The organism is Kitasatospora sp. NBC_00458 (assembly GCF_036013975.1).
In the GTDB taxonomy this organism is placed as follows: Bacteria; Actinomycetota; Actinomycetes; order Streptomycetales; family Streptomycetaceae; genus Kitasatospora.
This window is the reverse complement of sequence record NZ_CP107904.1, coordinates 3,411,675-3,436,896: the sequence shown is the minus strand read 5'-3', so window position 1 is coordinate 3,436,896 and position 25,222 is coordinate 3,411,675. Positions and strand designations below refer to the sequence as shown.

The 25,222-nt window shown below is 73.4% G+C and carries 26 protein-coding genes; 15 read left to right on the top strand and 11 right to left on the bottom strand.

The features are described from left to right. Positions 1-97: 97 nt before the first annotated feature. Entirely contained in the window at positions 98-1,327 is a 1,230-nt protein-coding gene (locus tag OG550_RS13695; protein ID WP_327677333.1) for a S8 family serine peptidase, read from the top strand. 19 nt (positions 1,328-1,346) lie between these two features. Here the strand turns inward: OG550_RS13695 and OG550_RS13690 are convergent, their stop codons facing one another. Continuing rightward, entirely contained in the window at positions 1,347-1,838 is a 492-nt protein-coding gene (locus OG550_RS13690) for a GNAT family N-acetyltransferase (RefSeq protein WP_327683868.1), read from the bottom strand. A 97-nt stretch (positions 1,839-1,935) separates the two neighbouring features. Further along, positions 1,936-2,733, bottom strand: coding sequence for an NAD(P)-dependent oxidoreductase (locus OG550_RS13685; RefSeq protein ID WP_327677331.1), 798 nt, complete (start codon positions 2,731-2,733; stop codon positions 1,936-1,938). A 55-nt stretch (positions 2,734-2,788) separates the two neighbouring features. Here OG550_RS13685 and OG550_RS13680 point away from each other — a divergent pair, with 55 nt between their 5' ends. Both OG550_RS13680 and OG550_RS13675 read left to right on the top strand, forming a co-directional pair. Further along, positions 2,789-3,208: a winged helix-turn-helix transcriptional regulator gene (locus OG550_RS13680; protein WP_327677327.1), complete on the top strand. Its 420-nt coding sequence runs from the start codon at positions 2,789-2,791 to the stop codon at positions 3,206-3,208. An 84-nt stretch (positions 3,209-3,292) separates the two neighbouring features. Next, positions 3,293-3,859: a DinB family protein gene (locus OG550_RS13675; protein WP_327677325.1), complete on the top strand. Its 567-nt coding sequence runs from the start codon at positions 3,293-3,295 to the stop codon at positions 3,857-3,859. Positions 3,860-3,981: 122 nt separating this feature from the next. On the opposite strand, the gene OG550_RS13670 is transcribed toward OG550_RS13675, so the two are convergent. Beyond that, positions 3,982-4,428 (bottom strand): hypothetical protein, encoded by a 447-nt coding sequence (locus tag OG550_RS13670; RefSeq protein ID WP_327677323.1) that lies wholly within the window; start codon positions 4,426-4,428, stop codon positions 3,982-3,984. 529 nt (positions 4,429-4,957) lie between these two features. Continuing rightward, positions 4,958-5,659 (bottom strand): hypothetical protein, encoded by a 702-nt coding sequence (locus tag OG550_RS13665; protein WP_327677321.1) that lies wholly within the window; start codon positions 5,657-5,659, stop codon positions 4,958-4,960. A 256-nt stretch (positions 5,660-5,915) separates the two neighbouring features. Between OG550_RS13665 and OG550_RS13660 the strand changes: the two genes are divergently transcribed. Beyond that, a complete protein-coding gene (locus OG550_RS13660) occupies positions 5,916-6,932 on the top strand; it encodes a type IV toxin-antitoxin system AbiEi family antitoxin domain-containing protein (RefSeq protein WP_327677319.1) in 1,017 nt (338 codons plus the stop codon). Positions 6,933-6,945: 13 nt separating this feature from the next. Here the strand turns inward: OG550_RS13660 and OG550_RS13655 are convergent, their stop codons facing one another. Together OG550_RS13655 and OG550_RS13650 are read right to left on the bottom strand one after the other, a co-directional pair. Next, complete coding sequence (locus OG550_RS13655; protein WP_327677317.1) at positions 6,946-7,536, bottom strand: isochorismatase family protein; 591 nt, start codon at positions 7,534-7,536, stop codon at positions 6,946-6,948. A gap of 283 nt (positions 7,537-7,819) precedes the next feature. Next, on the bottom strand, positions 7,820-9,136 hold the full coding sequence (locus OG550_RS13650) for a nicotinate phosphoribosyltransferase (protein ID WP_327677316.1): 1,317 nt from the start codon (positions 9,134-9,136) through the stop codon (positions 7,820-7,822). A gap of 177 nt (positions 9,137-9,313) precedes the next feature. Here OG550_RS13650 and clpS point away from each other — a divergent pair, with 177 nt between their 5' ends. The 9 genes from clpS to OG550_RS13605 all read left to right on the top strand — a co-directional run bounded on the left by clpS (position 9,314) and on the right by OG550_RS13605 (position 15,781). Continuing rightward, positions 9,314-9,607, top strand: coding sequence for an ATP-dependent Clp protease adapter ClpS (gene clpS / locus OG550_RS13645; protein WP_327677315.1), 294 nt, complete (start codon positions 9,314-9,316; stop codon positions 9,605-9,607). 56 nt (positions 9,608-9,663) lie between these two features. Next, positions 9,664-10,239 (top strand): DUF2017 domain-containing protein, encoded by a 576-nt coding sequence (locus tag OG550_RS13640; protein ID WP_327677313.1) that lies wholly within the window; start codon positions 9,664-9,666, stop codon positions 10,237-10,239. Between the two features lie 345 nt (positions 10,240-10,584). After that, a complete protein-coding gene (locus tag OG550_RS13635; protein ID WP_327677311.1) occupies positions 10,585-12,087 on the top strand; it encodes an amino acid permease in 1,503 nt (500 codons plus the stop codon). A 77-nt stretch (positions 12,088-12,164) separates the two neighbouring features. Then, positions 12,165-12,596, top strand: coding sequence for a M67 family metallopeptidase (locus OG550_RS13630; RefSeq protein WP_327677309.1), 432 nt, complete (start codon positions 12,165-12,167; stop codon positions 12,594-12,596). Between the two features lie 150 nt (positions 12,597-12,746). Then, entirely contained in the window at positions 12,747-12,866 is a 120-nt protein-coding gene (locus OG550_RS13625) for a putative leader peptide (protein WP_327677307.1), read from the top strand. Positions 12,867-12,969: 103 nt separating this feature from the next. Further along, on the top strand, positions 12,970-13,248 hold the full coding sequence (locus tag OG550_RS13620; protein ID WP_327677305.1) for a MoaD/ThiS family protein: 279 nt from the start codon (positions 12,970-12,972) through the stop codon (positions 13,246-13,248). Positions 13,249-13,346: 98 nt separating this feature from the next. Then, a complete protein-coding gene (locus tag OG550_RS13615; RefSeq protein ID WP_327677303.1) occupies positions 13,347-14,315 on the top strand; it encodes a PLP-dependent cysteine synthase family protein in 969 nt (322 codons plus the stop codon). Positions 14,316-14,584: 269 nt separating this feature from the next. After that, the gene (locus OG550_RS13610) at positions 14,585-14,776 is read left to right on the top strand and encodes a MerR family transcriptional regulator (RefSeq protein ID WP_327677301.1); all 192 of its coding nucleotides are present in this window, start codon (positions 14,585-14,587) and stop codon (positions 14,774-14,776) included. 258 nt (positions 14,777-15,034) lie between these two features. Continuing rightward, positions 15,035-15,781, top strand: a complete 747-nt coding sequence (locus OG550_RS13605; RefSeq protein WP_327677299.1) for an MBL fold metallo-hydrolase — start codon at positions 15,035-15,037, stop codon at positions 15,779-15,781. A 93-nt stretch (positions 15,782-15,874) separates the two neighbouring features. Here the strand turns inward: OG550_RS13605 and OG550_RS13600 are convergent, their stop codons facing one another. After that, positions 15,875-16,795 (bottom strand): branched-chain amino acid transaminase, encoded by a 921-nt coding sequence (locus OG550_RS13600; protein ID WP_327677297.1) that lies wholly within the window; start codon positions 16,793-16,795, stop codon positions 15,875-15,877. Between the two features lie 142 nt (positions 16,796-16,937). On the opposite strand from OG550_RS13600, the gene OG550_RS13595 reads away from it, so the two are divergent. Beyond that, positions 16,938-17,930: a helix-turn-helix transcriptional regulator gene (locus tag OG550_RS13595; protein WP_327677295.1), complete on the top strand. Its 993-nt coding sequence runs from the start codon at positions 16,938-16,940 to the stop codon at positions 17,928-17,930. Between the two features lie 99 nt (positions 17,931-18,029). On the opposite strand, the gene OG550_RS13590 is transcribed toward OG550_RS13595, so the two are convergent. From OG550_RS13590 to OG550_RS13575, 4 genes are all read right to left on the bottom strand, one after another. Then, complete coding sequence (locus OG550_RS13590) at positions 18,030-19,319, bottom strand: LLM class flavin-dependent oxidoreductase (protein ID WP_327677293.1); 1,290 nt, start codon at positions 19,317-19,319, stop codon at positions 18,030-18,032. After that, positions 19,316-20,428, bottom strand: a complete 1,113-nt coding sequence (locus OG550_RS13585) for an LLM class flavin-dependent oxidoreductase (RefSeq protein WP_327677291.1) — start codon at positions 20,426-20,428, stop codon at positions 19,316-19,318. The genes OG550_RS13590 and OG550_RS13585 overlap by 4 nt, the downstream gene beginning before the upstream one ends. 493 nt (positions 20,429-20,921) lie before the next feature. Next, the gene (locus OG550_RS13580) at positions 20,922-22,199 is read right to left on the bottom strand and encodes a PTS transporter subunit EIIC (protein WP_327677290.1); all 1,278 of its coding nucleotides are present in this window, start codon (positions 22,197-22,199) and stop codon (positions 20,922-20,924) included. A gap of 987 nt (positions 22,200-23,186) precedes the next feature. Then, on the bottom strand, positions 23,187-24,476 hold the full coding sequence (locus OG550_RS13575) for a PTS transporter subunit EIIC (RefSeq protein WP_327677288.1): 1,290 nt from the start codon (positions 24,474-24,476) through the stop codon (positions 23,187-23,189). Positions 24,477-24,890: 414 nt separating this feature from the next. Between OG550_RS13575 and OG550_RS13570 the strand changes: the two genes are divergently transcribed. After that, positions 24,891-25,124 (top strand): glucose PTS transporter subunit EIIB, encoded by a 234-nt coding sequence (locus tag OG550_RS13570; RefSeq protein ID WP_030060521.1) that lies wholly within the window; start codon positions 24,891-24,893, stop codon positions 25,122-25,124. Positions 25,125-25,222: the final 98 nt, after the last annotated feature.

Here is a 25,222-nt window from a genome sequence, read left to right as displayed (position 1 = left end):
GACCGGTCTTCCCGCACCCGTTCGAGTTGAGGGACGATCCGTGTGCTGAGTGGGGTGGCGGGGCTTGAGGCGCGGGTGTCTGAGGCGCCGTGCAGCCGTGTCGCTGGCGGGAGCTCTGCTGGCAGCGGTCGACGTCGGTGCGGCTTGTGCGGACGGTGTCCGGGATTCGCAGTGGCCACTTGTCAACTACAAGGCGGAATCGACGATCTGGCCCGTTTCACAGGGTGAGGGGATCGTGGTTGCTGTCATCGACAGCGGTGTCCTCAAGGACCACCAGGACCTGACCGGACAGGTGCTGTCCGGGGCCGACTTGTCCGGCGAGAACACCGACGGCACGGTGGATGACAACGGGCACGGCACGGGGATGGCGAGCTTGATCGCGGGGCACGGTCATGGCGGAGGGTCGGGCATCATGGGCTTGGCCCCGAAGGCCAAGATCCTTCCGATCCGCATCAGCTGGGGCGAGAACGACGCCACAGCCGACTTGGGACTCCCCCGAGCGATCAGGTTCGCGGTCGATCACGGCGCCAAGGTCGTCAATATGTCGATCGGCGGCTATCCGAGCGGTGCCCCGGGGATTCGTGAAGCGGTGGCGTACGCCGTCGACAAGGACGTGGTCCTGGTCGCGGGTACGGGGAACAGCGGTGACCGGCAGGGGGCCGTGGAGCATCCGGCGGCTTTCCCGGGCGTGGTGGCGGTCGGAGCGGTGGATCGGAACGGGCTTCACTGGGCGAAGTCGAGTTCGGGCCCCGAGACGACGCTGGTCGCCCCCGGTGCGGACATCCCGAGGGCGAGCGCCAAGTCCACGGCTGGGCACGGCATCGCCAACGGCACGTCGGACTCCACGGCCTACGTATCCGCCACAGCCGCGCTCATCCGGGCGAAGTACCCGAACCTCTCGGCCGGGCAGGTCATCAACCGGATGATCAGGAGCGCGACACCACCCGCCAGTGGGGAGGCGGTACCGAACGACCGGTACGGGCACGGACTGCTGTCACCGGCCAGGGCGCTGGAACCGAATGCCGCGGTCGATGGGGGGCCCAGGGAGAATCCGCTGCTCGGCAGGGCGGAGTCCCAGGGGGCACCGACGGCTCCCTCGGTGGGTGGGGCCTGGGAGGAGCCTGCTCCGGGTCCGGGGGCCGTGGCCGGGGGGAACCGGGGGGTGACGTACACGGTGCTCGGGGCGGCGGGGGTCGTGGTGGTGGGCGGGGGTGTGGTGGGGGCGGTGCTGGTGGTCCGTCGGCGTCGGCGGGTGACTGCCGCGGCGGCGGGCGGGTACCAGGGGTGTCCGCCGCCGCAGCAGCAGTGGCCGCCCGGTCGGGGGTGAGCGGGTCCGAGACCGGGGCCTACAGGGTGCGGTGCATGATGTGCAGGCCGACGGGGCCCTTGGCGGGGTGGTCGAAGGCGGCGGGGACGGTGGCGAGGATGTCGAAGCCGAAGGACTGCCAGAGGGCGACGGCGCGGTGGTTGGTCTCGACGACGGCGTTGAACTGCATGGCGCGGTAGCCGTCGGCGCGGGCCCGGTCGAGGACGCGGGCGCACAGGGCGCGTGCGACGCCGCGCCCGGAGTGGCGGGGGTCGACCATGAAGCCGGCGTTGGCGACGTGGGAGCCGCCGCCGGCCTGGTTGGGGTGCATCTCCGCGGTGCCGAGGACGGTTCCGGGCGTGTCGTCGTCGACGGCGACGAGGACCCGGCCGCCGGGCTTGAACCAGGTGGCGCGGGCGCGCTCCTCGGGGGTGTCGCGGTCCCAGCAGTAGGTCTCGCCGGCGGCGATGATGTCGCGGAGGAACGGCCAGATGGCGGGCCAGTCGTCGGGGGTGGCTTCGCGGATGTGCATGGTGTTCAGCATGGAACGGTGCGATCCGTTTCGACCAGGGGTTTTCCCGGCTTGGCGCCTCCCCCGCACGGCCCCGGCGCCGCCCCGTCCGCGTGCCCTAGGCGGCGACGGCGATCTGCTCGCGGTGGCGGGCGGCGGGGCCGGTGAGCTGGTCGGTGACGGCGACGGCGAGGTCGGCCTGGGCGATCCGCTCGCCGAGGACCTGCGGGCCGCCGATCCGGTAGTGGCCGGTGCCGGGGGCGGTGCGGTCGAGGTCGAGGGGCGGGGTGACGGTGACCCAGTCGAGGGTGGCGGGGGAGTCCCGGAGCAGGTCGAGGGCGGCGGCGTGGCCGAGCGAGAAGGCCCGGTAGGCCGCGGGGAAGGCGGGGTCGTCGTGGACGGCGACGCCGGGGGAGGTCTCCAGGGTGGTGGCGACTCCGACGTGGACCAGGCGGCCGACCCCGGCCGCCCCGAGGCCGGAGACGAGGGCGCGGGCGGCGGCGGGGTAGAACTCGGCGGAGGGGACGTCGGGCGTGTAGACGGTGCTGACGGCGGCGGCGTGGCCGCGGGCCGCGGCGGCGACGGCGGCGGGGTCGGTGACGTCGCAGGGCACCAGGGTGACGCCCGGGCCGGCGAGGTCGGCGTGGCGTGCGGGGTCGCGGACGGCGGCGGTGACGGTCAGTCCGCGGTGCCGGGCCTCGGCGACCACGGCCCGGCCGACCTGGCCGCCGGCGCCGAAGACGACGACGTCGGCGGTCGCGTCGGTGGGGTTGTCGGTGCTGTTTATTGCGGTCTCCGTCCGGTTGTCGGGGGCGCTGTCGCCCGCCGTTGCCGTGACGGTAGACCGGGGGGTGCCGGTTACTTCAACGGTACCGGCGGGCAGGCAGGCAGGCGGGCGGGCCGGCGGGCGGAGCACCGGTGTCGACCGGCGGCCGGGACCGGCCGTGGGCCGGGTCGGCTACGGTCGGGGCATGACGCAGACCGGGGGTACCACGCAGACCGCGCCCGCGCCGCTGCCGGCGGACTTCTTCGACCCGGACTGCCCGGTGCAGACGGTTCCCGTGCTGGGCGGGCGGAAGTGGGCCTGGAAGATCATGCGCTGCCTGGAGGGCGGTCCGCGCCGCTTCTCCGAGCTGAGGGTGCCGCTGGCGGGGATCACCGCGAAGGTGCTGGCGGAGTCGCTGCGTGCGATGGAGTACGAGGGCGTGGTCGTCCGCACCGAGTACGACGAGAACCCGCCGCGGGTCGAGTACGCGCTGACGCCGCTCGGGCGGACGCTGCTGGGGCCGATGGACGCGGTCTGCGACTGGAGCCGGGCGAACCTGGCGGAGCTGCTGGCGGCGCGCGAGGCGTACGAGCGCGAGGCGTACGAGCGGGCGGCCGCCGGGTAGGGGCGGCGGGCGTGGCAGCATTTCGGCGACGGCTGGCGCGGACGCCGCTGGTGGGCCCGGCGCGGGCACGGCCATGCTGGGCCCATGAGCACTTCTGAGCAGGCCGAGGCCGCCGCCGACGGGATCGTTCCGGACTCCAAGGACTGGACCTGGGTCCTGGAGCGTCCGTGCGCGGACTGCGGGCTGGACGCGGGGGCGGTGGCCCGGGCGGGCGTCGCCGGGATGATCAGGGCCAATGCCGAGGGCTGGCTGGCCGTGCTGGCGGGCGCCCCGGAGGCGCTGCGCCGCCGGCCGCGTCCGGAGACCTGGTCGGACCTTGAGTACGCGTGCCATGTCCGGGACGTCTTCCGGCTGTTCCGCGTGCGGCTGGACCTGATGCTGGACCAGGACGATCCGCTGTTCGCGAACTGGGACCAGGACGAGACGGCCGTCGCCGAGCGGTACGGCGAGCAGGAGCCGGCCGTGGTGGCGGCGGAGCTGGCGGAGGCCGCGGAGGTGCTGGCGGCGGCGTTCGAGGGGGTGGCGGGCGCGCAGTGGGCGCGGACCGGCAACCGGAGCGACGGGGCGCGCTTCACGGTGGAGTCGTTCGCCCGCTACCTGGTCCACGATCCGGTCCACCACCTGTACGACGTGACGGGCGAGCGGGTCTGACCGGCGCGCGCCGGTGGGGCCGCCGGGGCGGGGCCGGGGTGGCGGGTCCGCACGGGCCCGTCCCCGGTCGGTCGGGGTGCGGCGGTCCTGGGGGCGTGACGGGCAGGGCGGCGCGCCCCGGGTCACCAGCCGGAGGCCTCGCGCAGCATCGTGCGGCGCAGCCGGCCGGCCACGCTGGCGGTGTCGGTGCCGATGACGTCGGCGATCTCGGGTGCGGCGAGGCCGACGACGTAGTGCAGGATGGCGAGGTCGTCGTCGACGGCGTGGTCGGGGCGCTCCGGCGGCGGGTCGCTCCGGAGGGTGTGCTCGCCCACGGTGCTGCGCAGGATCTGCCAGGCGCGCGCGGTCGGGTTGGAGCTCCCCAGCAACTCGCGCCAGTGGACGGCGATCTCGGCGAAGGCCTGCTGGACGGCGCCGGCGGCCTGGGCCGGGTCGGGGAGCCAGACGTGGGCGTAGCTGAGGTACCGCGGTCGGTGGAGTTCGCAGAACGCCGCGAACTCCAACGGTACGGCGGGTGGTTCGCCGGGCTCCGGGGGCGGCTCGGCGGTGCTGTCCTGACGTGTGGTCATCTCGGCTTCTCGGCAAGTGAGATGGGCATCTGACGGTCGATCATCTGTGCTCACTCTACGGTAGGCGCTCGGTGCGCTGGGTTACCAATCGGATGGAATGCCCGGAAGGCGCCGACGTGCGGCCGGTTCCGGCGGTGGCCGGGTGGGATCGGCGGAGCGGCGCGGCATCGGTGAGCGGGCGGTGAGCGGTGCGCAGTGGTGTCAGAGGCGTTGCTGCTGGTGCGTCGTGGCCGGTCAGCAGGGTGGCACGGCCAGGGGGGCGGGCCGGTCGGCGCGCCACCGCAGACGGTGTGATGTGCCACCGTAAGCGGTTCGGCGGCTCTCGTCCACGCCTGCGGCGCGAAGCTGCTCGCGCACCACCGTCCGCACCACCGCTCGCGCGCGTGGCGGGCCCGGTGGGCTGGGGTGCGGGCTGGGGCCGCGGCTCCCCGGAGGGGGTGGATCGGTGGGCCGGCCCCGTCGCACGCATCCCGCGTGCCCGGCCCGTTGTCGGCTTATCGCCGTGTACGAGAAGAGAGTTGACGAACAGTCAGGAGAGGTGGCGGGCTTCTGCGGGGGCGGCGGGGGTGATCCTGCCGTCCGCTGCGGTGTTCCGTTCGAGCTGGGCCGGGAACGCCTCGACGACCCGTCGGCGGGCCAGTCGTGCGGCTGTGGCCGCGGCGGCCTCGGCGGCGTCCGCGGCGGCTCCGACGAGCTCCATCCGCTCGCGGGCGGCGGTGGCGTCGCGGGCGGCGGTGCCGTCGCGCACGCCGCCGTCCCGCGCATCGGCCTCGCGCACGCCGCCGTCCCGCACGCCGCCGTCCCGGGCGCCGGTGTCGCGCACCGCGCCCGCGGTCTCGCAGACGGCCCCGACGCGTTCGTGGACGGCTTCGTGGCCGGCCCCGTCGGTGTCGCGCCGGCCGCGCCCGTGGGCGGCGCGCGAGGCGTGTTCCTCGGCCGCCTGTCTAGCGGCCAGGTAGGCCTGGACGGCGGCCATCCCGTAGACGGGCTGGATCAGCTGGTGGCCCTTGAAGAAGGGTCTGGCGGGGGCGAACCCGGCGGCGACCACCAGGTCGCGGATCTCGGCTATCTCCGCCTCGCTGCGGGCGGTGAAACGGACCTCCCATCCCTTCTTGTACGTATGGCCCTGTTCACCGCTGCGGCGGGCCGGGTCCGGCCGGCGGACGTATCCGGGCAGGCGGCCGAGGCGGAGCTGGGCCGCGCGGAGGCCGGCGGTCTCGTCACGTGACATGCACTAAGGGTAGGCAATGCAGAGGGTGTGGGTGACGCCCGGAGGTGACTTCGGCGTATGTGCTTGGTCACGCACGGTCAGACGGCCTGGTCGCCGATCGAGGGCGATCAACTGTGACAAACATATGATCGCCCATTCCTCCGAATGGGTGAGGGTATGAGGACTTTAGTGCGAGCTGATCCCGGTTTCGCGACGGTTGGGTAACAGTGCGTCAGGCGGCCGCTCCTCGCTCCGGGGGGTTGGGGATGGTGTCGGCATGAGCTACCGGATTCCCACGCCGCCGCCTTCCCTGGAGGAGCTGGCGCGCCGTCAGCAGAACGTCGTCACCGCCGGCCAGCTGCGCGCCCGCGGCGTGCCGGCCCGGGTCATCAGTGAACACTGCCGCCGCGGCGGACCCTGGCAGCGACTTCTGCCCCGGGTCTACCTGTTGCAGTCCGGCGAGCCCTCGCCGGAGCAGCGGATGTGGGCGGCGCTGCTGTACGCGGCGCAGAACGGCCGGGAGGAGGGGCGCCGGGACGGGGCGGTGATCACCGGGGCCGCCGCGCTCGCGCTGTACGGTTTCGCCGCGGTGCCCCGGCTGCCCGCCGTCACCGGTGTGGACGTGCTGGTGCCGCGCCAGCGCCGGCTGAAGGACGCCGGCGAGGTCCGGATCCGGCGGACCGAACGGGAGCTGGTGGCGCGCTCGGTGCACGGACTGGCCTGCGCGCCGGTCGCGAGGGCGGTGGCGGACGCGCTGTGCGAGTGGACGTCCGGGGCGGGCCCGGTCGGCCCGTGGCCGGTCCGGGAGGTGCTGAGCGAGGCGGTCGGCCGCCCCGAGCTCCGCTGCACCGTCCGGGAGCTGGCCGCCGAGCTGGCCGAGTCCGGACTGGTCGGCGACCCCCGGGTGCGGGCGGTGCTGGACGGGCTGCTGGCCGCCGAGCGGGAGGCGGTGCTGGACCGGGTCGGCGCGCTGCTGGACGAGTGGCTGCTGCCCGTCCCGCTGACCGGTCCGGAGCTGCGGATGCGCGGCGGCACCTACATCGCCGTCCCCGACCTGTACTGGCCGGAGGCGGGGGTGGCGGTGGAGGTCGACTCGGAGCTGCGCTGCGTCAGCGAGGGCGAGGCCGCCTGGGTGCGCGGCGGCCAGCACCGGATGGAGTACCTCGGCGTGCGGGTGGTCTACGTCTCCGGGGCGCGGCTGGCCGACGAGCCCGACGCCGTCGGTGCCGAGCTGCGCGAGGCGTTCCGGCTGGGCGGCACCGACGTGGTGGAGCTGCTGGTCACCGAGCGGTGACCGGCGGCGGGGCTCAGCCCCCGACGGTCGGCGTGCCGACCAGTTCCACTCCGGCCGCCCGCAGCTCCGCCAGCGCGGCGGTGGTGGTCGGCTCGGAGACCCCGGCCGTCAGGTCGAGCAGCACCCGGGTGGTGAAGCCGGCCCGCACCGCGTCCAGCGCGGTGGCCTTGACGCAGTGGTCGGTGGCGATGCCGACCACGTCCACCTCGGTGACCTGCCGTTCGCGCAGCCACTCGGCCGGCCCGCGGTCGTTCTCGTCGACGCCCTCGAAGCCGCTGTACGCGGCCGCGTACGCGCCCTTGTCGAAGACCGCCTCGATCGCGCCGGAGGTGACGGACGGCGCGAAGTTGGGGTGGAAGCCCACCCCCTCGGTGCCCGCCACGCAGTGCACCGGCCAGCTGTGCACGAAGTCGGGCTGCTCGGAGAAGTGGTCACCCGGGTCGATGTGGTTGTCGCGGGTGGCGAGGATGTGCCGGTAGCCGGGGGCGGACTCGGCGATGAGGTCGGTGATCGCGGCGGCCACCTCGGCCCCGCCCGCGACGGCCAGGCTGCCGCCCTCGCAGAAGTCGTTCTGCACGTCGACGACGATCAGTGCCCGGTGCATGGCTCGCATTCCTCGGTCTGGTGGTGGGGGACGGCACGCCGGTGGGGGCGCGTCCGACGGGGGATCACGGGGTTCGGACGGAAGGTCCGGACGGGAGGGTCCGGACGGGACTTCGGCGGGACTCGGACGGGGCTTCGGCAGGGCTCGGACGGGGCTTCGGCAGTGGGTCGGCGGCGACCCGACCGGGGACTTCGGGGGAACTCTACGGTCGACTGTAGGCAGTGGCATCCGGGGGCGGAAGGCCCGGGGCGTGCCCGGGCCCCGCCCCGTGTGCGAACGGTCGTCAGACCCGCAGCTCGGTCGCCAGCACCGGGTCGCCCTTGGAGAGCTGGGTGGCCGACAGCGGCAGCGCGGCCCGGGCCCGGACGTGCCGGTCGCGCGCGGCGGCCAGCGGTTCGCGTCCGACCAGTTCGCCGGCCCGGACCAGCGGCACCTGGACGAGGTGCGGCTCCAGTTCGGCCGGGACCGGTCCGGTGCCGACCACCTCGGCCTCGGCGACGCCGTCCGCGTCGGGCCGCCGGGCCGCCCACTTGCGCCCGCCGACGCTGGTCTTGCCCCCGGCCGAGCGCTTGGCGACCGGGATCATCGGGCCGTCCGGCCCGGCGGCCCGGGCGACCAGCTTGTAGACCATCGCGCAGGTCGGGTGGCCGCTGCCGGTCACCAGGCTGGTGCCGACGCCGTAGCCGTCCACCGGGGCGGCGGCCAGCGCGGCGATCGCGTACTCGTCGAGGTCGGAGGTGACGATGATCCTGGTCCCGGTGGCGCCGAGCTCGTCGAGCTGGCGGCGGACCCGGTGGGCGAGCAGGGTGAGGTCGCCGGAGTCGATCCGGACGGCGCCGAGTTCCGGTCCGGCCACCTCCACGGCGGTGCGGACCGCCTCGCGCAGGTCGAAGGTGTCGACCAGCAGGGTGGTGCCCTTGCCCATCGAGGCGATCTGGGCCCGGAAGGCGTCCCGCTCGCTGTCGTGGACGAGGGTGAAGGCGTGCGCGGCGGTCCCCGTGGTCGGGATGCCGTAGGTGAAGCCGGCCTCCAGGTCGGAGGTGGCGGAGAAGCCGGCGACGTAGGCGGCGCGGGCGGCGGCGACGGCGGCCTGTTCGTGGGCGCGGCGGGCGCCCATCTCGATCACCGGGCGGCCGCCGGCGGCGGAGGTCATCCGGGAGGCCGCGGCGGCGATCGCGGAGTCGTGGTTCAGGATCGAGAGGATCACCGTCTCCAGGATCACCGCCTCGGCGAAGCTGCCCTCGACGGTGAGCACCGGCGAGCCGGGGAAGTAGACCTCGCCCTCCGGGTAGCCGTGGATGTCCCCGGTGAACCGGTAGTCGGCGAGGTAGCGCAGGGTCTCCTCGTCGACGACGTGCTCGCCGGCGAGCCAGTCGAGCTGGGCCGAGGTGAAGCGGAAGTCCTCGATGGCGTCCAGCACCCGGCCGGTGCCGGCCATGACGCCGTAGCGGCGGCCGCCGGGCAGTCGCCGGGTGAACACCTCGAAGACGGAGCGGCGGTGCGCGGCTCCGCTGCGCAGGGCGGCCTGCAGCATGGTGAGCTCGTAGCGGTCGGTGAGCAGCGCGGTCGAGCCGGCCGCGGGCACGGAAGTGGCGTCCATGAGGATGATGCTACTACCCCTTAGCGTCAGAGTGACGATTTCTCGGCGGGGCCGGTCGTCCAGCGCGTCGCGGGTGCCGGGGGCGGAATCGCCCGCCGCTCCCCCGGATGGCAGCATGGGGGCTGGAGGGGCAGGCGATGCCCCTGTGGGAGCAGGACTGCGAGGAGGGACCCGTCGGTGAGTGTCGCGCCCGTGGAGATCGAGCGCCCGGAGGTCGAAGGCCTGCCGGTGGTGGAACCGGACACCCCGTGGGTCACCATCGTCCACAACGACCCGGTCAACCTGATGAGCTACGTCCAGTACGTCTTCCAGGCCTACTTCGGCTACCCGAAGGACAAGGCCAGGAAGCTCATGATGGAGGTGCACACCAAGGGCCGGGCGGTGGTCTCCAGCGGGTCCCGCGAGGAGATGGAGCGCGACGTGCAGGCGATGCACGGCTACGGCCTCTGGGCCACGCTGCAGCACGACTGACCCCGCGCGACCGCAGTAGACCACCAGAGACGACGAAGACGGGCTGACCGATACCGATGGCTGGGTTGTTCGAGAGTGCCGGCGGCGGGAGCGCGGCGATCGCGCTGGACGAGCTGGAGGCGTCCATCCTGCGCTCGCTGGAGGTGCAGATGCTGGAGCTGATCGGCCCCGGCCCGGGCGGGGTGAGCGACGATCCGCTGGCCGCGCTGTTCGCCGAGGGGCCGAGCGAGGCGCCCGCCGACCCGGCGCTGGCCCGGCTCTTCCCGGACGCCTACGGCGACCCGGCGAAGCCCGCCGACGAGGAGTCCCGGGCGGCCGCCGGCGAGTTCCGCCGCTACACCGAACTGGACCTCAGGGCCCGCAAGCGCGAGGACGCGCTGCACGTCGTCCAGGCCCTGGACGGGCTCGGCGGCGAGGGCGGGGTGGTCAAGCTGGCCGCCGCCGAGTGCCTGCGCTGGCTGGGCGCGCTCAACGACCTGCGGCTGACCCTCGGGGTGCGGCTGGAGATCACCGAGGAGGACGAGCAGGGCCTCTACGACCTGCCGGACACCGACGAGCTGAAGCCGCTCGTGATGGCCTACCTCTGGCTCGGCGCCCTCCAGGAGTCGCTGCTGGAGTCGATGTCCGACTGAGGCCCCCGGGCCCGTGCGCGGGTGCCCGTGTCCGGGTGCCCGCGCCCCCTGTCCGGGTGCCCGCGGGCCCGCCCCTCGTGCCCTCCTCGCGCCGTCTGCGCGCCGCCCCCGCGCCTCCTCCCCGTAGCCGCCTCCAGGGCGCCCGTGGGCCATCCGCGCGCCGTCCGGAGCGGGCCGCGACCCCCCGTCCGCATGCTGGACGGGGGGTCGCCGCTTTTACGGACAGAACGGGCGAAACCCTATCGGGACATGCTCAAATATCGCTCAGATGGACACCGCTATCCGGATCCGGCGTGGTACGACTTCTCCCCACCCCACGAGACCACCCATCCAGGACGGTGCAACATGGCCGAGCAGGTTTACGACGAAGTCGTCGACGCCAAACCGGACGAGGAGGGCTACGAGCGGGGGCTCGGCAGCCGTCAGATCCAGATGATCGCGATCGGCGGCGCGATCGGCACCGGCCTCTTCCTCGGCGCCGGCACCGCGATCTCCAAGTCCGGTCCCAGTCTGATCCTGTCCTACGCCGTCGCCGGCGTGGTGATCTTCGCGATCATGCGGGCACTCGGCGAGCTGCTCACCTACCGCCCGGTCGCCGGGAGCTTCTCCGAGTACGCGCGGGAGTTCGTCGGACCGTTCGCGGGCTACGTGACCGGGTGGACGTACTGGCTCTTCTGGGTTGTCACGGGCATGGCGGAAACCACCGCGGCCGCCGTCTACGTGAAGTTCTGGGCACCCGACATCCCCCAGTGGCTCAGCGCCCTCACCTTCCTGGTCATCCTGTACGGGGCCAACCTGATCTCGGTGAAGCTCTTCGGCGAGATCGAGTTCTGGTTCTCCATGATCAAGGTCACCGCCATCATCGGCATGATCCTGATCGGCGTCGGGGTGCTCACCCTCGGCTTCAGCGACGCCGGTGACACCGCGTCGATCACCCACCTCTGGGAGAACGGCGGCTTCTTCCCCAAGGGCATCGGCGCCACCGTGATGACCCTGCAGATCGTCATGTTCGCCTACCTCGGCGTCGAACTCGTCGGCGTCACCGCCGGCGAGAGCGAGAACCCGCAGAAGACCCTGCCGCGCGCGATCAACACCCTGCCCTGGCGCATCGCGCTGTTCTACATCGGCGCCCTGGTCGTCATCCTCTCGCTGGTCCCGTGGACCGAGTTCCAGCCCGGCGTCAGCCCGTTCGTCGCCGCCTTCGGCAAGATCGGCATCCCCGCCGCCGCCGGCATCATCAACTTCGTGGTGCTCACCGCCGCGCTCTCCTCCTGCAACTCCGGCATGTACTCCACCGGCCGGATGCTCCGCGACCTCGCCCTGCGCGGCCAGGCCCCCGGCCGGCTCACCAAGCTCAACGCCAGCCGCACCCCGTCCGCCGCGATCAGCCTCTCCTGCGTGCTGATGGGCGCCGGCGTGGTCCTCAACTACCTCGTCCCGGCCAAGGCGTTCGAGTACATCACCTCCGTCGCCACCGTCTGCGGCCTCTGGACCTGGGCGATGATCCTGATCTGCCAGATCCGCTACCGGAAGGCCTGGAAGGGCGGCCACCTGCCGCCGCCCGGCTTCAAGGCGCCCGGCGGCACCTGGAGCAGCTGGGCCGCACTCGCCTTCCTCGCCCTGGTGGTCGTGCTGATCGCCCTGGACGAGAGCAACCGGATCTCCCTGTACGTCTTCCCGGGCTGGGCCGTGGTGCTGGTCGTCGGCTACCAGGTGCTCAAGCGCCGCCGCCCCGAGGCCGTCCACGCCGTCGCGCACGACCACCTGCACGCCCGCAACGGCGCCGGGGCCGGGGCCGCGGCCAAGACCGGGAACGGCGACGGGACCACCGGCGGCGAAGGACGCTGACCGGCCCGCGAGACCCCGGCGGACCAGGCCGTGGACACCGCGGCCGCCGCCCGCCGGGGCCTGGCTATCCTGGCCGCATGCTGACCATCACCCGAGAACTGCGGGACGCGATCGTCGCCCACGCCCGCGCCGACCATCCGGACGAGGCCTGCGGCGTGGTCGCCGGTCCGGAGGGCGGCGGCCGGCCCGAGCGGTTCATCCCGATGCTCAACGCGGCCCGCTCGCCGACCTTCTACGAGTTCGACTCGGGCGACCTGTTCAAGCTCTACCGCGAGATGGACGAGCGGGACGAGGAGCCCGTGATCGTCTACCACTCGCACACCGCCACCGAGGCCTACCCCTCGCGCACCGACGTGAGCTACGCCTCCGAGCCGAACGCCCACTACGTCCTCGTCTCCACCGCCGACGGCAACGGCGCGGAGGACCCCTACCAGTTCCGCTCGTTCCGCATCGTGGACGGTGAGATCACAGAGGAAGACGTCCAGGTCGTCGAGGCCTACCCGGCCTGACCCGCACCCACCTGGGCGAGGCCCGCCGACTGTCCGCGAGTGGTCGGCGGGCCCTTGCCGTTCCAGGCGGGTCTCAGCATGAGGAACATGAACATCCGGATCCCGAGACGGGCATGGAGGAGCGGGCCCGGGAATCTATACGATGAGCCCATGCGTTCCGTCGATGTGAGCACCCAGGCCCCGGGCACCCGCCTCGTGGCGCGCCTGCACGTCGACCTGTGCCGGCTCGCCAGTGCGATCTGTCCCGGCACGCCGGCGCGCTCGCGCTGAGCCGCCCGCCCAGGCCCGCCGGAGGCTGCACGCCCCGGGCCCTCCACGCCCCGCCGCGCCCTCTGCGGCCCACCCACCTCACGACTCGCACAGGAGCGCACCCATGGCCATCGAGGTCCGCATCCCGACCATCCTCCGCACCTACACCGACGGCGCCAAGGCCGTCGAGGGCTCCGGCAGCAACCTCGGGGAACTCTTCCACGACCTCGACGCCCGCCACCCCGGCATCGCCGCCCGCCTGCTGGACGGCGGCGAGCTGCGCCGCTTCGTCAACGTCTACCTGAACGACGAGGACGTCCGCTTCCTGGAGGGCATCTCCACCGCCCTCTCCGACGGCGACAGCGTCACCATCCTGCCCGCCGTGGCCGGCGGCGCCCGCTGACCTCCCGCCCGACCCGGCCCGGCGGACCGCCGGTGCGGTCCGCCGCGGCCGGGTCGGGCGTCCGACCCGAACCCCACCGCCGTTGCCGGAGGCACCCCTTGCGTTACGACAGCCCGCTCGAAGCCGTCGGCAACACCCCGCTGGTCCGCCTGCCCCGGCTCTCCGCCGGGATCCCCGGCAACACCGAGGGCCTGGTCACCCTCTGGGCCAAGCTGGAGGACCGCAACCCCACCGGCTCCATCAAGGACCGCCCCGCACTGCACATGATCGAGCGCGCCGAGGCCGACGGCCGGCTCACCCCCGGCTGCACCGTCCTGGAGCCCACCAGCGGCAACACCGGCATCTCGCTCGCCATGGCCGCCAAGCTCAAGGGCTACCGCATGGTCTGCGTCATGCCCGAGAACACCAGCGAGGAGCGGCGCGAACTGCTCCGCATGTGGGGCGCCGAGATCATCCCCTCACCGGCCGCCGGCGGCTCCAACACCGCGGTGCGCATCGCCAAGGAGATCGCCGCCGAGCACCCCGACTGGGTCATGCTCTACCAGTACGGCAACCCCGACAACGCCGGCGCCCACTACGCCACCACCGGCCCCGAGATCCTCGCCGACCTGCCCACCGTCACCCACTTCGTGGCCGGTCTCGGCACCACCGGCACCCTGATGGGCGTCGGCCGGTTCCTGCGCGAGAAGGTCCCCGGGGTGCGGATCGTCGCCGCCGAACCGCGCTACGACGACCTCGTCTACGGCCTACGCAACCTCGACGAGGGCTTCGTCCCCGAGCTGTACGACGCCGAGGTGCTCACCACCCGCTTCTCGGTCGGCTCCGCCGACGCCGTGCTGCGCACCCGCGAACTCCTCCAGCAGGAGGGCATCTTCGCGGGCGTCTCCACCGGCGCGATCCTGCACGCGGCGATCGGTGTCGGCCGCAAGGCCGCGCAGGCCGGCGAGCGCGCCGACGTCGTCTTCGTGGTCGCCGACGGCGGTTGGAAGTACCTCTCCACCGGCATCTACACCGCCGAGTCCACCGAGGCGGCGGTCGAGGCACTGCAGGGCCAGCTCTGGGCCTGAGGCCTGAGGTCCGAGGCCTGAGGCCTGAGTGGTCCGGGGCCTGAGCCGGCCGGGGTCGTGGTCGGCGCCCCGGGCGGGGGCCGCTCGCCCGGTCGTCCTCCCGTTCGCCGCCCGCCCGGTCGTTCGTGCCCGTGACGATCGGCGATTTGTCCGTACCGTGCTCCCGGTCTGTCACGGTACGACCACGGTGTCCGTTCCGCGGAGAAGGTGCCGCCGGGCCCGGAAAGGCTGATCACGCACGTCCCCCCACGCACAGCCGGAGGTGACCCGTGAGCCGAAGCACCGACCTGTGGTCGTACGCCGAGATCGCCCGCCACATCAACGTCCAGTCCGAGACCGTCCGCAACTACCGGCGGCACGGCCTGCTCCCCGAACCGGACGTCATCGACGGCAGTGGCCACCCCCGCTGGTACCCCGACACCATCCGGGCCTGGGCCCGCCGGCGCCCCGGGCACCGCTGAACCACCGCCCGGCCGGCGCCCCCACCACCGCACCGCCCGGCGCCCGGGCGGACGCCCCGGCGCCCGCCCGGCCGGGGCACCGCCCCGGCCTCCCGGCGTTCTGGTGATTCCAGCCACAGCACGGCACGGAGACGGGGGCAAAGTGCCCCTCCGCCCTTACCCTCGACACACGCGAAGGGCAGCGCTACCGGCCGGTTCACCCGGCCCGCTCTGTCATGACCAGCGGCAGCCAGGACGTGTCGGGGCGGAGGGGCTCGGATGAAACTGACCGTGGTGGGGTGCTCGGGGAGCTTCCCGTCCGCCGACTCGCCGTGCTCCAGCTACCTCGTGGAGGCCGACGGCTACCGGGTCGTGCTCGACCTCGGCAACGGCGCGCTCGGCGCCCTGCAGAAGTACGTGTCGATCTACGAGGTCGACGCCGTCCTGCTCAGCCACCTGCACGCCGACCACTGCGTCGACCTCTGCGCCTACTGGGTCGCCCGCAACTACCGCGCCGAGGGCTGTCCCGACCCGATGCCCGTCTACGGTCCGGCCGGCACCGCCGAACGGATGGCCCGCGCCTACGACATGCCGGAGAACCCGGGCATGAAGGAGGTGTTCGAGTTCCGCACCCTCACCCCGGGCCGCTTCGACCTCGGCCCCTTCCGGATCGAGGTCGCCCAGGTCAACCACCCCGTCGACGCCTTCGCCTTCCGGCTGGAGCACGACGGCCGCAGCCTCGTCTACTCCGGGGACACCGGCGAGAGCCCCGAACTCGTCGAACTCGCCCGCGACACCGACCTCTTCCTCTGCGAGGCCGCCTACATCGACGGCCGCGACACCTACCGGGCCGTCCACCTCAACGGCCGCGAGGCCGGCGAGCACGCGACCGAGGCCCGCGCCCGCCGGCTCGTCCTCACCCACATCCCGCCGTGGACCGACGCCGGACACAACCTGCGGGACGCCTCCGCCGCGTTCGCCGGCCCCGTCGAGATCGCCCGGGCCGGAGCGGTCTACGAGATCTGAGGGCGCCCGGGGCGCGCCGCGCGCCTCACCCGCGCCCGCTCACCCCGCGCCCGGGGCGCCACGCGCGCCCCACCCTCGGTGCCCCCGCCCGGCTCACCCGCCCACCGGCGTCAGCCAGTGCCGGTACCGCGGATCGGCGCCCGAGACCGCCGCCTCGTACGCCGCCCGCAACCGCACCGTCAACGGACCCGGGGCGGACGGCAGCTCCCGGTCGTCCAGCGAACCCACCGCCACCACCCCGGCCGCCGTACCGCACAGGAACACCTCGTCCGCCGCGTAGAGGTCCGACCGCAGCAGCGACTCCACCCGCACCTCCACCCCCAGGTCCCGGGCCAGCGTCAGCACGGTGTCCCGGGTGATCCCCTCCAGCGCGCCCGCACTCGCCGGCGGCGTGCGCAGCACCCCGCCCCGCACCGCGAACACGTTCTCCCCGGTGCACTCGCCCACCGTGCCGTCCGGCCCCAGCAGCAGCGCCTCGTCGTACCCCGCGTCGGTGGCCTCCCGGCGGGCCAGCACCGAGTTCAGGTACGGACCGGTCGCCTTCGCCGCCGGCGGCACCGCGTTCGGATCGGTCCGCCGCCAGCTGCTCGTCTTCAGCCTGATCCCCGCCGCGCCGTCCGGGAGCTGCCCGTGCCACTCCCAGCTCGCGATCACCGTGGTGGTCGGCGAGAACCGCATGTCCAGGCCCATCGAGCCGTACCCCAGGAAGGCGAAGTGCCGCAGGTAGCAGGAACGGTGACCGTTGGCTCGCACCAGGTCCACCGTCGCCGCGGCCAAGTCCTCCACGCCGAAGGGCAGTTCCATCCGCAGCATGCGGGCGCTGCGGTCCAGTCGGCGCAGGTGCTCGGACAGCCGGAAGACCGCCGGACCGTCCGCCGTGGCGAACGCCCGGGTGCCCTCCAGTACCCCCGTGCCGTAGTGCAGGCCGTGCGTCAGGACGTGCGTACCGGCCTGCTGCCAGGGCACCAGCGCGCCGTCCATCCAGATCGTCGATGCTTCGGGAAGAGCTGTCATGCCACTCATCCTGACCACCCGTCCGCCGCCGGTCAGCCGCTCCGGCCCTGCCGGAACCGGCCATGACCGGGACCGGAAGCGCGGTGTCTCGCCCCTCGGAAACCCCCGCCCGGCCCCCGGCGCCCTTCACTAGGCTGCGCCGATGGAGAGCCCCACCGGCGGCGACGCCACCCAGCTCTACGCCCGCCTGCTCGCCGAGCCCGGCCGCCCGCCCGCCGGAACCGGCCTCGACTGGGACGCGGCACGGCTCGCCGCCGCCACCGCCGAACTGCTCGCCCTCGGACTGCTCCAGCCCACCGCGGCCGGACGTCCCCCCGCCCACGCCGCCGTCTCCGTCGACACCGCCGTCCGGCAACTGCTCATCGACGCCGACGAACAGGTCACCGCCCTGGTCGGCGCGCTGCGCCGGGCCCGTGACTCGGTGGACCACCTGCACACCCGCTACCTGCCGGTCCAGCACCGGCACCGGGCCGGCACCGCGCTCGAAGTCGTCCGCGGCGCCGACCGGATCGCCGCCCTGCTGGAGGACGCCGCGCGCGGCGCCCGCACCGAGGCGCTCTCCCTGCGGCCCGGACAGGACCTCTCCGAAGCCGCCCTCGCCGGCAAGCTCGCCCGCGAACGGCTCGCCCTCGCCCGCGGGGCCGAGCTGCGGACCATCTACCCGGCCGCGGCGCTGCGCCGCCCGGCCGTGCTCGCGCACGCCCGGGAGCTGACCGCGGCCGGGGCGCGGATCCGGGTCGCCCACTCGCTGCCGCTCTGGCTGATCGTGGTCGACGCCCGGCTCGCGATCCTGCCCGCCCCGGGGGCCGGTCCGGACGGGGACGCCCCCGCCGCCGGGGCGGCGGTGGTGGTGCACGAGCCGGCCCTGGTCGCCCTGGTCGCCGAACTGTTCGAGTACTTCTGGTCGGCGGCCTGGACGCCGCCCGAACTCCTGCCGGGGGCCGATGACATGACGGATCGTCATGTCGAGGTGCTGCGGCTGCTGACGGCCGGGCTGACCGATGCGGCGATCGCCCGGAAGCTGGAGGTGTCCGAGCGGACGGTGCGCCGGCTGGTCGCGGAGCTCACTGCCGGCCTGGGCGCGGAGAGCCGCTTCCAGGCCGGCGTGTACGCGGCCCGCCTCGGCCGCGTCTGACGGCCGCGTCCGACGGCTCCGGTGCGTCCGACGGCCCCGGGGCGCGCGACGGCCCCGGGGCGTCCGGCCGCTCCCGGTGCGACGGGTGCGGCCGGACCCTCAGGGGCGGCCGGGGACCGGCAGGCCGAGGTGGTCGCGCAGCGTCGTCCCGGTGTACTCGGTGCGGAACACCCCGCGCTCCTGGAGCAGCGGCACCACCCGGTCGACGAAGTCGTCCAGCCCGCCCGGGGTGAGGTGCGGGACGAGGATGAAGCCGTCCGCCGCGTCGCTCTGCACATAGGTGTCGATCCGGTCGGCGACCGCCTCCGGGGTGCCGATGAAGGACTGCCGGCCGGTCACCTCGATCACCAGTTCACGGCTGGTGAGCTTCTTCTCCTCGGCCACCGCGCGCCACTTGGCGGCGATCTCCAGCGGGTCGCCGAGCGTGGTCCGGCCCTTGACGATGCCGGAGTCCGGGACCGGGTCGACGGTGGGCAGCGGGCCGTCCGGGTCGTGGCCGGAGAGGTCGACGCCCCAGACCTGCTCCAGGTAGCCGATCGTGGTCGCCGGGCTGACCTGGGCGCGCCGGATCTCGGCGGCCCGCTCGACGGCCTCCTCCTGGGTGTCGCCCAGCACGTAGGTGACCCCGGGCATGATCTTGAGTTCGTCCGGCTTGCGCCCGTACGCGGCCAGTCGGCGCTTGACGTCGGCGTGGAAGGCCTGGCCGGCGGTGAGCGTGTGGTGCCGGCTGAAGATGACGTCGGCGGTGGCGGCGGCGAACTCGCGGCCCTCGTCGGAGTCGCCGGCCTGGATGACGACCGGGTGGCCCTGCGGCGGGCGGGGCAGCGAGAGGGTTCCCTCGACGTCGAACTGCGGGCCCCGGTGGCGGACCGTTCCGCCGTCCGCCGCGTCCCAGAACTCCCGGACCAGCTGCACGAACTCGGCGGCCCGGGTGTACCGGTCGGCCCGGTCGAGGTACCCGCCGCGGCGGAAGTTCTCGCCGGTGAAGGCGTCCGAGGAGGTCACCACGTTCCAGGCGGCCCGGCCGTCGGACAGGTGGTCCAGCGAGGCGAACCGGCGGGCCAGCTCGTAGGGCTCGTTGAAGGTGGCGTTGACGGTCGCGGCCAGCCCGAGGCGGGTGGTGACGGCGGCGAGCGCGTTGAGCACGGTGATCGACTCGGGGCGGCCGACCACGTCCAGGTCGTGGATGCGGCCCTTCACCTCGCGCAGCCGCAGGCCCTCGGCGAGGAAGAAGAAGTCGAAGCGCCCGCGCTCGGCGGTCTCCGCGAGGTGGCGGAAGGAGGCGAAGTCGATCTGGCTGCCGGACGCCGGGTCGGTCCAGACGGTGGTGTTGTTGACGCCGGGGAAGTGCGCGGCGAGGTGGATCTGCTTGAGCGGGCGGTCCGTCATCGGGTCACCTCGGCGGGAGCGGCGGCGGGGGCGGCGGCGTCGTTGCCGGCGGCGGGGATCTGAACGGGGGCCTGGGCGGGGACCTGGGCGGCGGGGGTGCTGCTGAGGGTGGCGGCGAGGGCGTACCGGCTGGCCGGGCGGGCCAGGCCGAGGTGGTCGCGCAGTGTGGGTCCGCCGTAGGAGGTGCGGAACAGGCCGAGGTCGCGCAGGGCCGGGACGACGCGGTCGGCGACCGCGGCCAGGTCGCGGGCCGGGTCGGCGGGCACCAGGTGGAACCCGTCGACCCCGCCGCCGCCCTCGGCGAGTTCGCCGATCAGGGCGGCGGTCGCGGCCTCGTCGGCGAGCGCCACCGGGATCCGGGCCAGGATCCGCAGCGACTCACCGGCGCGCAGCCGCAGTTCGGTGGCGGCGGTCAGCCGGGTGGCCCGGTCGGGGGCGTCCAGCAGCACGACGTCCGCGTACCGGGCCGCGGTGGTGACGCGGGCGCGTCCGCCGGCCGCGGCGTCCGGGGCGAGGTCGGCGGCGGCGACCGCGACGACGACCACCGGTCGGCCCTGCGGCGGGCGCGGGGTGATCGAGGGGCCGCGGACCGAGAAGTGCGTCCCCTCGAAGTCGATGTAGTGCAGCTTGTCGCGGTCGATGAACCGGCCGGTGGCGGTGTCGCGGATCTCGGCGTCGTCCTCCCAGCTGTCCCAGAGCCGGGCGGCGACCTCGGCGGCGTCGGCGGCCTCGGCCCAGAGCTCGTCGGCCGGCGCGGTGCCCTTGCGGCCGAACGCCTTCGCCTCGGCCTCGGTGTCGGAGACGCCGACCAGCCAGCCGGCCCTGCCCCCGCTCACCCAGTCCAGGGTGTTGACGGATATCGAGGTGTGGAACGGCTCGGTGTGGGTGGTGGTGACGGTCGGCACCAGGCCGAGTCCGCGGGTGACCGGGGCGAGCCGGGAGAAGGTGGCGAGCGCGTCGAGCCGGCGCGGCTCGGGCGCGTAGGAGTCGTCGAGGGTCACGAAGTCGAGGGTGGCCCGCTCGGCGAGCCGGGCGAGGGCGGTGAAGTGTCCGGCGTCGACGTGGCCTGGGCTGTCGACGGCGGCGGAAAGATGCAGCTGGCGGGGCATGTGTGGCCTTGACTTTCCTCGTGCGGAAGCGGTGCGTGCGGAGGCGGTGCGCCGGGCCGCGAGGAGCGCGGACGCGGTGCGAACGGACGCGGGGTGTGCCGTGCGGGCACGCCGCGCGCGGGTTCGCGTGCGGTGCGGCCGGGTGGACGGCGGGGGCCCGGGTCACGGGCGGGACGGGAGTCGGTGCGGCCGGGGCGCGGCGGGGACGTCAGCCGGGCGGCGGCGGGGGGAACGCTCGGGTCAGGCGCAACACGCCGCGGACCACACGCGACCGAAGTCGATGTGGCTGCGGGTGACCAGCATGCGCGGGGCGTTCACCGCTTCAGTTGACCAGCGATCTTCCCGGTTCGTCAACCACCGTCTCACCGGGCGGCTTCCGGTGCGAGACGCGGGGGCGGGGCTCCGGTTCGGGGCACGCGAACGGCCCCGCCCCGCCACCCGGGGGAGCGGGTGGCGGGGCGGGGCCGTGAGCGGCGTCAGGTGGTACTCGGCGTCAGGCCTTGGTGACGTCCTCGATCTCCTCGTCGTCCTCGCGACCGGGGGTCTTGAGGTCGAACTTGATGATCGCGAAGCGGAAGAGGAAGTAGTACAGGGCGGCGAAGGCCAGGCCGATCGGGATGATCATCCACGGGTCGGTGGCCTTGTTCCAGGCGAGCAGGTAGTCGATCAGGCCGCCGGAGAAGGTGAAGCCGTCGTGCACGCCGAGCGCCCAGGTGAGGGCCATCGAGACGGCGGTGAGGAGCGCGTGGATGACGTACAGCAGCGGGGCGATGAAGACGAAGGAGAACTCGATCGGCTCGGTGACACCGGTGACGAAGGAGGTCAGCGCCAGCGACAGCATCATGCCGGTGACGGCCTTGCGGCGGTGCGGCTTGGCGGTGTGGGCGATGGCGAAGGCGGCGGCGGGCAGCGCGAACATCATGATCGGGTAGAAGCCCGACATGAACTGTCCGGCCGTGGGGTCGCCGGCGAAGAAGCGGGTCAGGTCGCCGTGCACGACGGTGCCGTCGGGCTTGGTGAAGTCGCCGGTCTGGAACCAGGCGAAGGAGTTCACGAACTGGTGCATGCCGACCGGCAGCAGACCGCGGTTGACCAGGCCGAAGGCGCCCGCACCGACCGCGCCGGCGCCGATCAGGGTGTCGTTCAGGCTCTTGATGGCGTCGCCGATCGGGCCCCAGGTCAGGGCGAAGATCACACCGACGGCGGTGCCGACGAAGGCCATGATGATCGGGACGAGGCGGCGGCCGTTGAAGAAGCCGAGCCAGTCGACCAGCTTGGTGCGGTGGTACTTCTGCCACAGCACGGCGCTGAGCAGACCGATCACGATGCCGCCGAGCACGCCCGGGTTCTGGTACGTCGCGGGGACCCACTTGCCGTCCGCGATGTGGCCCTCGGTGATCGGGAACGCGGTGAGCACGTTCTTGTACACCAGGAAGCCGACCAGGGCCGCGAGGGCGGTCGAGCCGTCGGCCTTCTTGGCGAAGCCGATGGCGATGCCCACCGCGAACAGCAGCGGCAGGTTGTCGAAGACACCGTTGCCGGCGGTGGCGAAGACCGCCGCGACCTTGTCCCAGCCGAGGCCGTCCTTGCCGAACACGTCGTCCTGGCCGAGGCGCAGCAGCAGACCGGCGGCCGGGAGAACGGCGATGGGCAGCTGGAGGCTGCGGCCGATCTTCTGCAGACCCTGGAGCAGGTTCTGGCCGAACTTCTTGGTGGGGCTTGGCGTGGCCGGAGCCGCGGCGGGCGCCGGTGCCTGCGCTGACTGACTCATGGGGGTGGGTTCCTTACGGCAAGGGCGGGTCGGTCGGGGGGTAGGTGCACAGGGGGCCGAACCGCGAACTGGTCTACACCACACGTGGTGTAGACCAGTTTTGTAGCACGGGTGGAGAAGGGGGGGAAGCCCCGAAAGCGCCGCTGGTGGGAAGCGCTATGAAATCGAAACCTACTTGCGGATCGACGATCATGATTACCCGCCGTGATTGGGATTTTGGCTATTTGCGCAACAAAAAGCCGAACCCCTTGGCAGGCCCGGCCGAGGGGCCCGTCCGGGCTCCGTCCGAGCTCCGTTCGCGCCGCGTCCGGGGTCTGCCCGGGTCCTGTCCGGGTCCCGCCCGGGGCCCGGCGGCGGCGTGCCCCGGTGGCACGGCGGGGCCGGGGCGGGTGCGGCGGGCCGGCCGGCGGCGGGAAGGGGGCGGTTCGCGGGGAGTGCGGGCGGGGCGGCCGGCCCGTGGGCGCGGTCCGGCGGCTCGCGGGTGTCGCGCACCCCCCTCGCCCGGGCGCCGGTAATCGCCGCCGGGATTGCCTCCCGGTCCGCCGCCGCGATCTCTTCGCGCGGTGAAACGGGAGGCGAAACCGCACGGGTGCGGCGTTACCGGATTGCCGGGCGGCGCTTCCCGGCGGGTGGTGATCTTCCCCCCACCCGGACCCCCGCCCGGATCCCCGGCCCGGTCCCCCTGTCCGGTCCCCCTCTCCGGCGTCCCCGGCCCGGCCCGTCCGCCTCCCGGGCCCCGGGTGGCCCGGGCCCCGCCCGTCCGCCGGTGCCGCGCACGCCCGGGGCCGGGCGGGACTCCCGGTGCCCGTCGGGACCGGCCCCGGCGCCGTGCGGCCGGGGGCCGCGGCCCCCGGTCCCGGCCGCCGAATTCCCCGGCCCGAATTCCCCGGAGTTCCGCACCGGGGCCAAAGGCCCGGCCGGGATATGCCGAAAGCCCCGGACCGTCGGTCCGGGGGCTTTATCGGATGGCGCGTGGTGACGCTCGGTTTATGCCTTGGTCACGTCCTCGACCTCGTCCTCGTCCTCGCGCCCGGGTGTTTTCATGTTGAATTTCACGATGATGAATCTGAAGAGCGCGTAGTACACGACGGCGAAGCAGAGGCCGATCGGGATGATCATCCACGGCTTGGTGGCGAGGCCCCAGTTGATCACGTAGTCGATCAGGCCGGCCGAGAAGCTGAACCCGTCGTGCACCCCGAGTGCCCAGGTGACCGCCATCGAGGCGCCGGTCAGCAGCGCGTGCACCGCGTACAGCGCCGGGGCGACGTAGGCGAAGGAGTACTCGATCGGTTCGGTGACCCCGGTGACGAAGGAGGTCAGGCCGACCGAGAGCATCAGGCCGTAGATCTCCTTGCGCCGGTGCGGCTTGGCCGCGTGGGCCATGGCCAGGGCGGCGGCCGGCAGCGCGAACATCATGATGGGGAAGAATCCGGAGGTGAACTGGCCCGCCGTCGGGTCGCCCGCCAGGAAGCGCGGGATGTCGCCGTGGACGACGGCGCCGTCCGGTTTCGTGAAGTCGCCGAACTGGAACCAGACGAAGGTGTTCAACAGCTGGTGCATGCCGATCAGCAGCAGGGCGCGGTTGGCCACGCCGAAGATGCCGGCGCCCCACGCGTCCAGGTCGGCGAGGGTCTGGCTGAAGTCGTTGAACGCCCGGCCGATCGGCGGCCAGACCCAGACCGCCAGGACGGCGACCACCATGCCCACCAGGGCGGTGATCATCGGGACCAGGCGGCGCCCGTTGAAGAATCCCAGCCAGTCGACCAGTCTGGTGCGGTGGAAGCGCACCCAGAGCCAGGCCGACAGCAGGCCGATCAGGATGCCGCCCAGGACGCCCGGGTTCTGGTACGTCGCGGCCGCCGCCTTGGCCGAGGTGAAGTCCACGCACTGGTTGCCGACCAGGACCGTCGGGAGCTCGCAGTCCTCCGGGAAGGCGTGCAGCACCTGGTAGAAGACGAGGAAGCCGACCACGGCCGCCAGTGCGGTCGAGCCGTCCGCCTTCTTCGCCATGCCGATCGCGACACCGATGCAGAACAGCATCGGCAGACCGAGCGAGGAGTCCAGCAGTGCGCCGCCCGCCGCCGCGAAGACCTTGGCGACGTCGTCCCAGCCGAGGCCGTCCTTGCCGAAGACGTCGGGCTGGCCGAGCCGGTTGAGGATGCCGGCGGCCGGGAGCACCGCGACCGGGAGCTGGAGCGAGCGGCCCATCTTCTGGAGGCCGCCGTAGAAGGTGTGCCACCACGTGGACTGCGGGGCTGTGGCGCCTGCCGAACTCATCCTTCGCCCTCCGGGAGCAGTTGCCGGCCGCAGGCCCCCGGGGGGACCTTCGGGCGGAGGCCAGGAACACCCGGGGCCCTTCCTGCGTTCACCGGAGTACACATATATTGGTGTAGACCACTTTGGGACGCAGGCCGCGAGCACCGGGAGCACGAGCCCCGCTGATCGTCATCCTCGGACGGCGTTCCGGGGCATGCGCGCCGGGATGGGCCAAAAGTGGACTAACGTGGCAAATCGGTCCGGATCGGGTCATGCTGGTCGCGCTGCCGGGCAGCATGGCGGCACGACCGTCGGCTGACCCCGCGTCAGCACCGGCCGCGACCCACCACCCCGTCCCTCCGGCCGGGGTCGGCAGCACAGCGCAGGACGGCACCCGGCAGAGCAGCCGGCGGGCCGAGACAGAGGGAGAAAGCAATGGCCAGCAAGGCTGAGAAGATCGTCGCCGGTCTCGGCGGCATCGACAACATCGAAGAGGTCGAGGGCTGCATCACCCGCCTGCGCACCGAGGTCAAGGACGCCTCCCTCGTCGACGAGGCCGCGCTGAAGGCCGCCGGCGCCCACGGCGTCGTCAAGATGGGCACCGCGATCCAGGTCGTCATCGGCACCGACGCCGACCCGATCGCCGCCGACATCGAGGACATGATGTGAGCTGAGCCCAACCGGCTCACCGCCCCTCGGCCCGCCCGCCCCCGTGGCCGGCGGGCCGAGGCGCGCCCGGGGCCGCCCGCGGCGCACGCCCTGCCCCG

Bases quoted from the DNA above. Each gene is read 5' to 3' on its own strand.
- OG550_RS13690 (WP_327683868.1), bottom strand. From the start codon at position 1,838: ATGCACATCCGCGAAGCCACCCCCGACGACTGGCCCGCCATCTGGCCG.
- OG550_RS13680 (WP_327677327.1), top strand. From the start codon at position 2,789: ATGACGCAGACCGGGGGTACCACGCAGACCGCGCCCGCGCCGCTGCCG.
- OG550_RS13675 (WP_327677325.1), top strand. From the start codon at position 3,293: ATGAGCACTTCTGAGCAGGCCGAGGCCGCCGCCGACGGGATCGTTCCG.
- OG550_RS13670 (WP_327677323.1), bottom strand. From the start codon at position 4,428: ATGACCACACGTCAGGACAGCACCGCCGAGCCGCCCCCGGAGCCCGGC.
- OG550_RS13665 (WP_327677321.1), bottom strand. From the start codon at position 5,659: ATGTCACGTGACGAGACCGCCGGCCTCCGCGCGGCCCAGCTCCGCCTC.
- OG550_RS13660 (WP_327677319.1), top strand. From the start codon at position 5,916: ATGAGCTACCGGATTCCCACGCCGCCGCCTTCCCTGGAGGAGCTGGCG.
- OG550_RS13655 (WP_327677317.1), bottom strand. From the start codon at position 7,536: ATGCACCGGGCACTGATCGTCGTCGACGTGCAGAACGACTTCTGCGAG.
- OG550_RS13650 (WP_327677316.1), bottom strand. From the start codon at position 9,136: ATGGACGCCACTTCCGTGCCCGCGGCCGGCTCGACCGCGCTGCTCACC.
- OG550_RS13640 (WP_327677313.1), top strand. From the start codon at position 9,664: ATGGCTGGGTTGTTCGAGAGTGCCGGCGGCGGGAGCGCGGCGATCGCG.
- OG550_RS13635 (WP_327677311.1), top strand. From the start codon at position 10,585: ATGGCCGAGCAGGTTTACGACGAAGTCGTCGACGCCAAACCGGACGAG.
- OG550_RS13630 (WP_327677309.1), top strand. From the start codon at position 12,165: ATGCTGACCATCACCCGAGAACTGCGGGACGCGATCGTCGCCCACGCC.
- OG550_RS13625 (WP_327677307.1), top strand. From the start codon at position 12,747: ATGCGTTCCGTCGATGTGAGCACCCAGGCCCCGGGCACCCGCCTCGTG.
- OG550_RS13620 (WP_327677305.1), top strand. From the start codon at position 12,970: ATGGCCATCGAGGTCCGCATCCCGACCATCCTCCGCACCTACACCGAC.
- OG550_RS13605 (WP_327677299.1), top strand. From the start codon at position 15,035: ATGAAACTGACCGTGGTGGGGTGCTCGGGGAGCTTCCCGTCCGCCGAC.
- OG550_RS13600 (WP_327677297.1), bottom strand. From the start codon at position 16,795: ATGACAGCTCTTCCCGAAGCATCGACGATCTGGATGGACGGCGCGCTG.
- OG550_RS13595 (WP_327677295.1), top strand. From the start codon at position 16,938: ATGGAGAGCCCCACCGGCGGCGACGCCACCCAGCTCTACGCCCGCCTG.
- OG550_RS13590 (WP_327677293.1), bottom strand. From the start codon at position 19,319: ATGACGGACCGCCCGCTCAAGCAGATCCACCTCGCCGCGCACTTCCCC.
- OG550_RS13585 (WP_327677291.1), bottom strand. From the start codon at position 20,428: ATGCCCCGCCAGCTGCATCTTTCCGCCGCCGTCGACAGCCCAGGCCAC.
- OG550_RS13580 (WP_327677290.1), bottom strand. From the start codon at position 22,199: ATGAGTCAGTCAGCGCAGGCACCGGCGCCCGCCGCGGCTCCGGCCACG.
- OG550_RS13575 (WP_327677288.1), bottom strand. From the start codon at position 24,476: ATGAGTTCGGCAGGCGCCACAGCCCCGCAGTCCACGTGGTGGCACACC.
- OG550_RS13570 (WP_030060521.1), top strand. From the start codon at position 24,891: ATGGCCAGCAAGGCTGAGAAGATCGTCGCCGGTCTCGGCGGCATCGAC.